This window comes from Bradyrhizobium sp. Arg816 (assembly GCF_029989365.1).
Classification (GTDB): Bacteria; Pseudomonadota; Alphaproteobacteria; order Rhizobiales; family Xanthobacteraceae; genus Bradyrhizobium.
Map to the genome: position 1 here is coordinate 64956 of NZ_JAPRAQ010000034.1, position 10788 is coordinate 75743.

The window sequence follows — 10788 nt, forward strand, 5'->3', positions numbered from 1 at the left end:
ATTCGAGGTTCATCCAGATTTGCACTTTGCCTCCTCGGCAGCTTTCTTCTTCCGCCGGAGAGCTCTTGAGATTAGGATTTCAGCATTGCGGCCGGCGCCTGATAGATGCCTCCTCTGACCAGCAAGGCCCAGATCGTGCGCGCAATCTTATTAGCGAGCGCGACCGATACGACCTTGACCGGCCGTCTTTGCAGCATGGTCCGAATCCAGAGCGGGACTCTCAAGCCTCGTTTAGCAAGCTTGATGATAGAGGTCGCACCAACTATCAAGAGCGTCCGTAGTTGCCGATTTCCACGCTTTGATATCGCGCCGAGCCTTTCTTTCCCCCCGCTCGACTGTGCCCTCGGTGTTAGCCCCGTCCAAGCCGCAAAATCTCGTGCAGTCGCAAAATCGCGAGCATCCATGACCGATGTCCGAACGGTAGCGGCGATGAGAGGACCGACACCCGGAATGCTCATCAGACGCCTTGCATCGGGGTCCTGCCTGACGGCAACCAAAATCTCTCCGTCGAGCTTCTCTATGCGGGTTGTAAGCAGCTCAATCTGTTCGGCAAATAGGATCAGGGCAAAGCGGGCGGCACCGGGGATCCTGTTGTCTTTTTCGTCCCGGAGAAGCACCAAGAGTTTTGCGATGCTTGACATGCCCGTGCCAGCGATAATGCCCAATTCGGCCATATGGGCCCGCAGAGCATTTGCAGTCTGGCTGCGCTGCCTCATTAGCATCTCTCGCGTTCGCAAAATCATGCTGGCTGCTTGTTGTTCGGCAGTCTTCACCGGTACGAACCGCATTGTCGGGCGGGTGACCGCCTCACAAATGGCTTCAGCATCCGCCACGTCGGTCTTGTTACGTTTGAGTAGAGTCGAGGAGAGGCGCGGTGATGCGCTTGTTGCGCGTTCCGTTTCCTCTCCCCGCTCATCAGTAGGGTCGAGGACTGGCGCGCCGGCAGGCCGCTCGGACGTGCCACGTTTCCAGTCCCCTCCACGTCGCACGCAGCATGCGGATTTCCCGCACTGCGCGCCCCCATTTGCTTCACGCCAACGCTTATGGGACCTATCCTGCTGGGGCAACTTTCGGCCCGTCGCGTCGCACTCTGTAGGCGTTGAACAGCCCGAGAGTGTCGTACAGCCACCGCCTATTCCATCGTTCCCAGCCGAAGCCCTTTCGTTTCTGAGCATGCGCCAGATGGCGCCTGACCTTCTTCTCCACCCAGTCTTTGATGAAGCTGAAGCACTCGCTGGAATGCCCCACCGCGAAGTAGTTCACCCACCCCCGGAGCATCGGATTGATCAAGTTTATCACCCGTTCAATCGGTTGCGACCGGTGTCGGCGGAACACTTCTTTGAGCGCGCGCACCAGTGCCGTCCGCTTTTTGAGCTTGGGCGTATAATGCGGCCGCATCGCTCCGCTTAGTCCGCGAAGGTAGCGGAACTCAAAGCCCAGGAACCCAAAGCACTCACCGCGCTCAAGGTTCACTGTGCGGCTCTTTTCATCATTGATTTCGACCTGCAGCTTGCAGAACTCCTCCCGAAGTCGCTTGTCCACAGCCCCGACCAGCCAGTCATGTCGCTTGTAGGCGTCGATCAAGATCACCAGATCGTCAGCGAACCTCGCATATTCGACGTAGGTGTACTTGCCATTTCGCGTGACCTCCCGCGCCCGCTCCAGCATCTTGTCCACCTCATTAAGGTAGAGGTTGCTGAGCAAGGGCGAGATGACTCCGCCTTGTGGAACGCCCTTCTTGCCAGAAGCCTTCAGCATAACCTTCAGAAGACGCATAACGTCCGCGTCGTCTATCCGCTGCGCCACTTTCGCCAACAGCCGGTCGTGCCGAACATTGTCAAAATAGGCCCGCAGATCAAAGTCGAGGACTCGCGTCTTCCGCCGGACTATCGCCTCGGCAACTCGCTTGACCGCATCATGTGCTGTCCGCTTGGGACGATATCCAAACGATCCCGGTTGGAAATCCGCCTCGAAGACAGGCTCGAGTATGAGCTTGAGCGCGCCTTGCACCACTCTGTCGCGGATCGCCGGAATCGAGAGGACACGGGCTTTGCCCCCGTCCTTCGGTATCTCCTGTCTCCGCGCGGGAAGTGGCTGGTAGGTGCGCCCGATCAGTTCGTCCCGTAACTGTTCGAGCAGAGCTTCCACGCCTTGCGTCTCGACGGCCTCGAAGGTGACCCCGTCTATTCCCGGTGCCCCATCGTTCTTTTTGGCCATCTCGTACGCCGCGCGCAGGGTCTCCATCTTGCAGACGTGAATGTATAATCCCCAGAACCGCCAGGACGGCTCAGCCTTCGCCTTGACGTATATTCTCCGCCTCAGGTCCTGCAAATCAATGGACGCCTTTGTCATCTCGTCCTTGCCTTCCCCTATGTTGGAGACATTGCAAATGGCAGGGCCCCTTCGCTCCGCGGACATTACTCCGCTTCATCGCTACTACGGACCCAGCCGCCACCCTCTCGTCTTCGGCCGATTTCCCGGTTTCGCCGGTTATACGGCCTACCTTGCTCCGACGATTTCGCGCCGGGACGAGGAGGGCTTCTCCAGTTGCTTAGCATGTCCTTGTCACCGTGCTGTCGCTTTCACCCCGCCAAGGTGAGCAGCCGCGTCGGTCAGATTTCGGCTGTTCATGTCGCCTTCGCCCTTCGGTTGCGGGCTCGGCCCTTGGAGATACTCACTTTCGAGGCCACAACGCGTTCACCTTTGTTACGGCCCGATGACTCGTAGCCTCCCCTGGGGAGACCTTGTCGATAGGCTTCAGAGTTTCAGTTTCCATCACCCCTGCTATCCAAACTACGGGGCTCGGACTTCTACCCCGGCAGGTTTGTCTCCTGTTGAACATGCCAGCCTTCGCTGGACACACAACCGGACGTGCGGTTTTCCCGCATCCGGCTTTCCGACAGGTTTCGTCACAAGGCGCACGTCGGCGACACTTTGCGCACGCGGTTCAGCACAAGTACGCCAGGGTTCCCATAGATCTGATCAGAGAACCGTCTGACGCCACGTCCTGGCGTCTTATGTCGTCTGCGCAGAAAGGCGAGCACGCGGTCAAAGACGTGTCGATCAACGGCCTGATGAGCCGTAGCAAGCGAGCCATAGCTGAAGTAAGCGGACCAGCCGCGCAGAAGACGGTTCAATCGTGCTTGTACTTCGGGCCAAGCGCCCTTGTTGCCCGGCGTCAGCAGTTCGCTGACCTTCCTCTTGATCCGCAGCACGCTTTTCTTCGACGGAGCCGCGCCAAGATACCACCGCCCCCCATTGCGGAAGTGGCGGGGTCCGAGCGTGTACCCAAGGAAGTCAAAGCTTTCCAATCGGGCATTCTTCACCGAGGTTTTAGTCTCGTTGAGTGTCAGCCCAAGCTTGGTCATCACCGCTTTCGTCCACGTCAATGCGTCTTCCGCGTAGCCGCGGCTGAGAATGACGAAGTCGTCGGCATAGGAGATAATCTGGCCATGGAATGCTTCACGCCGACCGCTGAGACGCCAATGCTTCAGGAACCGGTTCATGTAGATGACGGAGAGCAGCGGACTGATGACACCGCCCTGTGGCGTGCCACACTTGTTGCTCTTACCGCCGCTCATGCGCCCTTTCCCGTTGCTATCCCGCTCCTCGACCGGTACTCGCAGCCATAACTTAATCAGCCGCAGCACATTCCGGTCGACGATGCGTCGGGCCACCGATTTGAGGAGGCCCGAGTGCGGAATCATGTCGAAGTATTTCGACAAATCGGCGTCAACAACATCTGTGTAGCCCCGGCACATAAGCCGGTGCACTTCCTTGACGGCATCGACCGCGTTGCGGCGCGGGCGATATCCATAAGCGCCGTCCTCAAAATCCGCCTCGAAGATCGGTTCCAGCACGATCTTTGCAGCAGCTTGGACGACCCGGTCCCGGATTGTTGGGATACCGAGCGGACGTTCGCCGCCGCCGGGCTTCGGGATCATCACCCGCCGCACCGGATCGGGCCGATAGGTCTTCGTGACGAGTTCATCGCGCAGGCCAGCCAACCATGCTTCGAGTCCCGACGCGTCGATCTGTTCGAAAGTTATTCCGTCCACTCCCGGCGCACCCGCGTTGGCGCGGGCCAGCTTGTAGGCATGGCTCAGAATGTCCTCGCGGCAGATCTTGTCGTACAGCACATAGAAGCGGAAGGCAGGCTCCGCCTTCGCTTTGCAATAAAGCTTTCTCTGAAGGCTCCTGATCTTATCGGGCGTTTCAAGGCTCATCGCCAATCTACCCTTTCCCTCGCCATCTTCAAAAGCGCACCTGAAGTCAGGGTCCTTTCCTCCGCCGGAATTACCCGGTTTCATCGGTACCTTTGACCCTGTCCGACTCCCGTCCGGTCCATCGACTACTCAATGCTGAAGGCGCGACCTTCGACCAAGACGGGTCTCCCCCGATTACCCGTACTACCTTTCCAACGTGCCGTGCCCATTACCCCGGTGAACCAGACAGGTGCGTGCGTCGATTGCTTCCCTGTCCTCACGGCCTTCCCCGCCATACGATCGGGTCGGCATTCACATCGTAACTTTCGAGGCGTGCTCAGGCTTCACTCACGTTACGGCCCGCTGGATTGCTCGGCCGCCTAAAGCGACCTTTGTCACGAGGCTTCGATCCGTCCGATTGCTCGTCCAAACCGCTCGTCAGCTACCAGATCAATCGACAACTCTCTGGGTGGATCCTTCCTCCACTGGTAATACGCGCCGTCGGGGCGCACCGTAAGGCTTCACGTAGGCTGGCGGCATCATGCGGACAGAGTGGCCCAGCGCCGCTATCTCGCGCGCCCAGTGATGGGCACTCGCACAGGCCTCCATACCTACCAAGCAAGCTGGGAGGCTCCGAAAGAAGGGTAGAACCTGCGATCGCCGCAATGTGCGACGAACCAAGACTTTCCCGTTTTCGGCGGTGCCGTGAACTTGAAAGATCGACTTGGCCAAATCCAAACCCACTGTGATACTTTTCTCCATGGAACGGTCCTTCCTTTGTGGCGCCTCTCTACGCGACCACGTTAGGCACTTTTGATGCCGGTTCGAAGGGCCGTTCCACACCATCACTTTTGATGCAGTTTGAGGGATGTCTGGCGTTTTGATTGGGGGAGAACTCGCAGTGCGATGTCGGCGGACCTGAGATCACTCGGCTGCGCCAGGAGAACGTGCGACTGCGCATGGAGCATGACATTTTAACCCTGGTGATGCCAGTCGGAAGCCAACAAGGCCAAAATGATGGCCTGAAGATTCATGATCGCCAGCACACGCGATCTTCTGGACAAGACGAACACACGACATCACACAAGAAATATGACGTGCAATGTGCCTCGAGCGCTCACGTGTATATGACCATCCAATAACGGTATGCGGGACGCATGTCGACCGCTGGCGAATCACTTGCCATCTGCGAGAGGTCGGCGGCTTGAGTTTTATGCGGGTCAGCTCAAAAGTCCTTGAATCGCACGTAGCGTCACGTTGTACCATTTTGAAGTAGCTGACGAGGATGCCCGGCAAGCGGACCGGCCCGTTGTTTGCTGCCGACCTCGGTGAGACGATGATACCAATGCGGTCGATGTGTATACGGCAGAGGGGGATGCAGGTGCGCCAACCACCGCCTGCGGGATCGCGCAAACTCGCTCCGAGTGCTCGCATGCGAATAACAAGGTACTTCTCCCAGGCCCCGGGGACGGTGGGTCGCTGCGCTCTTCGGCCGGCACGTTGATGCCATGCGAACAGCCGCGGATCGTCTCTGTTCGGCGTCACTCACTAATCAGCATGACTTTGACGATCCTCAGGACAACGGACAATCCCTCCTTCCAGGTTTGTGCGAGCCAGTGTTGAGCCGCATTCCGTCAATATCGTTTTTAAATAGAAGGAACGACGCCAGATTTCTGCGACCATTGATCATTCCGTAATTAGAATTTGCGGTGAACGTTTTGCCGCAAATAATCGTCGGCGGCGCTTCCTCTGTCGACGACTAACTTCCGCCCGGCCATCGAAATGAGGCCGGGCCTTTTTTTGCGTCAATGAACGACAGTTTGGAGTGTTCTGGCCCGTGGTGTTTGATGATTGCGAAGGGTTAGGGAGACAGAGACAAACGTAAGCGATCGATTGGGAGGGTAGTTCGTCACATACTGAAATCGATTGGATCCGATCCTAGCGCCCGAGCTGCTCTGGCCTCTCGCCTCCATGGTCCATGGCGCCGACCTCGTGGCCGTCGACGCCAACCACCCGGCCACCCGCATCGCCGCTGCGGCTCTGCTCGGAGCGCCTGATCCAGCTGCCGGGCATGAGTTATGGAGAGGACCGTCCGCGCCATCTTAATGCTCTATCCGCTCGACGATCGCGTCGATCCCTGGGCGTGATGATGGCGGTCGACGATCCGACCGTGTGCCCGGACGCAGCGCACGGTGCTGCCCGCGATCGAGTGCTCGGTCGGCCGACTCATCTGTCCCGGTGAGCTCTCGCGTCCGGATTTTCTCGCGCTACGGCTTCGACGTCGTGCAGGTGGGTGACCACAGCAGGGGATATGCGTGCTTTCTGATCAGGAAGGGCGTGACCAGCTAAGAGAAAACTTCAGCGCGAGATTACGTAGAACTTTGCACCCAAATTTGAATGGCCTTCGCGCAACCGACCGACTATTGTCGATCCATGTCTCGCCTTGTGTGTCTAACTGCTACTATTATCCTGTCGCTGCTGCCGGTCGTCGCGAACGCTGCGCCAATAAAAACGGGGCCCAAGCCGGTCTGGCAAGGCTACGGCTTCCTGCCCGGCTATCGCCAGCCGCTGAGCAACAGCATTCCGCTCTACAAGCAGAAGGACTTGATGCGCCGGTTCTCGCGCGCCGACCGACGCCACTGGTATATTGACCCGGTTCCTCAGTATTACGGTTGGGACGGCGAGTGGCACTATTTCGGCCAACCCGGCTTCCGCGGCGGCCGCTACAATGGAGGCAGTTTCGGGCCGTGCTGGACGCGGACGCCGATCGGGCCGATCTGGAATTGCGGGTGATCGGGCGGCGCGGCTAGGAGATACTTCGCGCCATTGCGCCGGGATTACGTCGCGGCGTTTTACTGACGTCCTCCCCGATCTTCGTCATCGCGCTGCAGCCACCCAGGCAGAACGTGCTCGCAGATTCGATGATCAGCTCCGCCTGCGGCAAATGAGCAGGCAAGTAACCACCATTGCGATGACGATCTTGATCCGATCCGGCGCGGATCGGCCGCTGATGATCGCCGCCACCTTCTCCTGCGCCGCGCCCAGGACGCCTTGCCGGAGACAATCGGCTGCTGCAGTTATGCTGGACGCCTCGCGCCGATTTTGTTCTGGAATGAACACATACTTCAGCTCGCTTTCCCATTGACACACAATAGCGACGCCAAGCGCGTGCTGAAACCCGCCCATATCAAGGAATTACTTGAACTGATGCAGTTGCTTTGGCATTTGTTCGAAGCGGTGCACCAGCTTCCCAGAGGACCAGGCCATACAGCAGCCGTTCAGACGATTCCATGCTTCGAGCGCCGGCTGGCAGTGTTAGAAAACGACCACCCGCCCGACGCGGACGTCGTGCGCCGGGTCTGTAATGGCAACCCGGAAACCGGAGCGCCCGTCCGGCCACCGATATCCGCTCAAATGATCACCTGTTGTGCAGCTTTGGGCGGCTAAGCGCGCTGGTCAGGTTTTCCAGCGATGAATGAGGCGCTCGATATGAGTCGCCACTAGAAGCGCGTATTCCTGAGCAATACATCACCCTCCACCGCGCGGGGATAGTGGGACGCCACTTCGAATGACGGCAACAGGTCAAGAATAGCTTGCAGGGACAACTGCCCTTCGTAGAGCTCGCGATCGCTATATTCCGTGTAGACGAAGCGCGTCTTGCTCAAGGTCTGCATGCCGCCGGCGATAACATCGGCTTCGGCTCCCTGGACATCCATCCAGATGAAATCGATCGTATTCAGCTTGGCTTCGCTGCACCAGTCGTCCAGCCGCCGCGTTTCAACCGAGACAGGGCGATCGAACCGAACCCAATCATACTCAGTAAGATGATTCTTCGGGCGGCGTATTGAGCCGGAGAGGTCCCATTCCTTCGCATCACCATCCGCATTGCTTGGATGGAAGTCGATCATCCCGTTTCGATCACTGATCGCGATTTCAAGCAGCTTCACCCTAGAAAGGGATGGGCCCAGCTTCGCCTTGAAGCGCGCGATCGCTCTGGGGTCCGGCTCAAAGCAGTAGAGCTGAGCTTGCGGGCAGAGGTTGAGAAACTGTTGCGTATCGGTCCCGTCATTGCATCCGATATCCAGGATGACGGGATTCGGCTTCTGAAGAAGTGAAACAATGTGCTGGTGTACTTCGGCGGGCGACACAGTTGCTTTTTCCATTGGGCGCTGAGGATGAATTTCGTCTTTGACGTCCAATCACACGCTAGACGCGCCGGCACAACGTATATCAATGTATATGATTCATATACCCGTCGGCCCCCTTGATCATGACAGTTCTTTGGAGGCCATTGTCGGACCGGGGCCTGCAGCGACTGCCCTACAATGCAAATTGCCGCTCGGTCTCGGGAGAGGCGCCAACCGCGAGCTAGATCGTCGTCTCCGGTCCACCTTTCGGAGCGGCAGAAAGATCGGCTTCGTGCGAATGTCAGTCGTCGGCTATTCTCTCTAAAGCGTGCGCGCTAGACAGATCTCTCGTGCGCAGCAATAGCCATCACCTCGATCACAGTTGCGACAGGCAAGATGTGCTCTACCGACTGACCGCTGCCATCCCAGATTCGCTGACGCAAGGTGTGAACCACTCCACTCCTCGGAAGGTCGTCGAACGCGCCACCAGCTACAACAATTCAAGAAAGCTCTTCGCGGGCAGCGACGGCGTCGTCAAACCTTGGCAGCCATCCGCAACCTGCCGCAAACAACGGAAATGAACAATGTCGATCCATTCGCCTAAATTCAGATACTTCAGCGTATTGCCAGCGGCTCACCGAGGAACGAAATCGACGCGCTTATGCCATGGGATGACGCCATCTGACGGCCTCAGTTTGCCGCTGGCGTACTACCAAGCCGCTATGGAGTGCCGCCGCACACGGGTACGGCCGTATGTCTTCACCTCGAGATTTCACATGCCATATGGTTGAGGTCGCGTACGCTCTCCCGATGCTTGCCAGGTCGGTCATCAGGCATGGATCGTTGTTGAGCTGCCGATCTCGCTCCATCAATATAAATGGGACCCGACCGTGGTATACACTTTCGAACGTCGATCAGCAGGGTCAGTTTGAGAGGACAAGCTCTTCAGCTAACGATTCCGTCTAATTTTGCGATGAGCCATCATCTGCAACTTTAGCTCCCGCCGGTTTCGACAAAACGCAATGTCATTTTCGCAACAGCTTGGCGGGCTGTCTACCTGAGGGGCGTTTGCTTCCGGACAAAGACACGCGCAGGCCAGGCAACGATTCAGCAGAACTGCAGGCATCGATCGTTCAGCTCATTTTTGGCCTGACTCTTGCTATAATTTGTCTTGTCACAATGTGAGTATCTCCAACTTGAGCTCAGGAGACTTGTATGAATTTTCGTCCACTTCACGACCGCGTCATGGTCAAGCGCATCGACGCCGATGAGAAGACAGATTGCGGCGTTATCATTTCCGACACAACCAAGCAAAAGCTGCAGGCTTGGATCGTTCAGCTCATTATTGGCCTGACCCTTGCTATAATTGGGTTTGTCACAATGTGACTATCTTCAACTTGTTCAAAACGCTCAGGAGTCTTGTATGAATTTCCGTCCGCTTCACGACCGCGTCGTGGTCAAGCGCATCGACGCCGAGGAGAAGACCTCTGGTGGCATTATCATTCCCGACACGGCCAAGGAAAAGCCCTCGCAGGGCGAAGTCATTGCAATTGGCCCGGGCGGCCGCGATGAAACCGGCAAGCTGATTCCGATCGACATCGAGGTCGGGGACCGCGTGCTATTCGGCAAATGGTCGGGCACCGAAGTCAAGATCGACAGCGAGGAGCTGCTGATCATGAAGGAGAGCGACATTATGGGCGTTCTCACCGATGTGTTTTCCAACAAGAAAGCCGCCTAACCCAGCGCTCGCACAGCTCCCCCTGACGAGCGCCCGCTTGGGCGCACTGAAGGATGAGAGAATAAGAACTGAGGGAAATTCCTTATGTCAGCCAAAGAAGTCAAATTCGGAGTAGACGCGCGGGACCGCATGCTGCGCGGCGTCGACATCCTCGCCAATGCCGTGCAGGTCACGCTCGGTCCGAAGGGCCGCAACGTAGTGCTCGACAAGTCGTTCGGCGCTCCCCGCATCACCAAGGACGGCGTTGCCGTCGCCAAGGACATAGAACTCGACGACAAGTTCGAGAACATGGGCGCGCAGATGGTGCGCGAAGTCGCTTCGAAGGCGGCGGATGCTGCCGGCGACGGCACCACCACTGCGACCGTCCTGGCCGCCGCGATTGTCCGCGAAGGCGCCAAGTCGGTTGCCGCCGGTATGAACCCGATGGATCTAAAGCGCGGTATCGACCTCGCGGTCGAAGCCGTGGTTGCGGATCTTCAGAAGAACTCGAAGAGGGTCACCTCGAATGAGGAGATCGCCCAGGTCGGCACCATTTCGGCCAACGGCGACCAGGAGATCGGCAAGTTCCTCGCCGACGCCGTGAAGAAGGTTGGCAACGAGGGTGTCATCACCGTCGAGGAAGCCAAGTCGCTCGAGACCGAGCTCGACGTCGTCGAGGGCATGCAGTTCGACCGCGGCTACATCTCGCCCTACTTCGTCACCAACGCCGACAAGATGC

The 10788-nt window shown here is 57.9% G+C and carries 9 protein-coding genes and 1 pseudogene; 5 read left to right on the forward strand and 5 right to left on the reverse strand.

Annotated elements, in window-relative coordinates; genetic code table 11:
- Positions 1-71 precede the first annotated feature (71 nt).
- The 4 genes and pseudogenes from OWC48_RS42105 to OWC48_RS42120 all read right to left on the reverse strand — a co-directional run.
- Complete coding sequence (locus OWC48_RS42105) at positions 72-989, reverse strand: IS110 family transposase (RefSeq protein ID WP_282525279.1); 918 nt, start codon at positions 987-989, stop codon at positions 72-74.
- A 61-nt stretch (positions 990-1050) separates the two neighbouring features.
- The gene (gene ltrA, locus OWC48_RS42110; protein ID WP_282525280.1) at positions 1051-2352 is read right to left on the reverse strand and encodes a group II intron reverse transcriptase/maturase; all 1302 of its coding nucleotides are present in this window, start codon (positions 2350-2352) and stop codon (positions 1051-1053) included.
- A gap of 557 nt (positions 2353-2909) precedes the next feature.
- The gene (ltrA, locus tag OWC48_RS42115; protein WP_282525289.1) at positions 2910-4226 is read right to left on the reverse strand and encodes a group II intron reverse transcriptase/maturase; all 1317 of its coding nucleotides are present in this window, start codon (positions 4224-4226) and stop codon (positions 2910-2912) included.
- Positions 4227-4718: 492 nt separating this feature from the next.
- Positions 4719-4967: pseudogene (locus OWC48_RS42120) on the reverse strand (IS110 family transposase); the annotation flags it as partial.
- Positions 4968-6602: 1635 nt separating this feature from the next.
- Here OWC48_RS42120 and OWC48_RS42125 point away from each other — a divergent pair.
- Both OWC48_RS42125 and OWC48_RS42130 read left to right on the forward strand, forming a co-directional pair.
- On the forward strand, positions 6603-6998 hold the full coding sequence (locus OWC48_RS42125) for a hypothetical protein (protein ID WP_282525281.1): 396 nt from the start codon (positions 6603-6605) through the stop codon (positions 6996-6998).
- 258 nt (positions 6999-7256) lie between these two features.
- Complete coding sequence (locus OWC48_RS42130; protein WP_282525282.1) at positions 7257-7652, forward strand: hypothetical protein; 396 nt, start codon at positions 7257-7259, stop codon at positions 7650-7652.
- Positions 7653-7705: 53 nt separating this feature from the next.
- Here OWC48_RS42130 and OWC48_RS42135 read toward each other — a convergent pair whose 3' ends face one another.
- A complete protein-coding gene (locus tag OWC48_RS42135; protein ID WP_282525290.1) occupies positions 7706-8353 on the reverse strand; it encodes an FkbM family methyltransferase in 648 nt (215 codons plus the stop codon).
- Between the two features lie 1194 nt (positions 8354-9547).
- On the opposite strand from OWC48_RS42135, the gene OWC48_RS47590 reads away from it, so the two are divergent.
- From OWC48_RS47590 to OWC48_RS42150, 3 genes are all read left to right on the forward strand, one after another.
- On the forward strand, positions 9548-9718 hold the full coding sequence (locus tag OWC48_RS47590) for a hypothetical protein (protein WP_404979902.1): 171 nt from the start codon (positions 9548-9550) through the stop codon (positions 9716-9718).
- 37 nt (positions 9719-9755) lie between these two features.
- Entirely contained in the window at positions 9756-10070 is a 315-nt protein-coding gene (locus tag OWC48_RS42145) for a co-chaperone GroES (RefSeq protein WP_282525283.1), read from the forward strand.
- Between the two features lie 84 nt (positions 10071-10154).
- Positions 10155-10788, forward strand: a 634-nt coding sequence (locus OWC48_RS42150; protein ID WP_282525284.1) for a TCP-1/cpn60 chaperonin family protein, incomplete at its 3' end; no start/stop codon positions are given.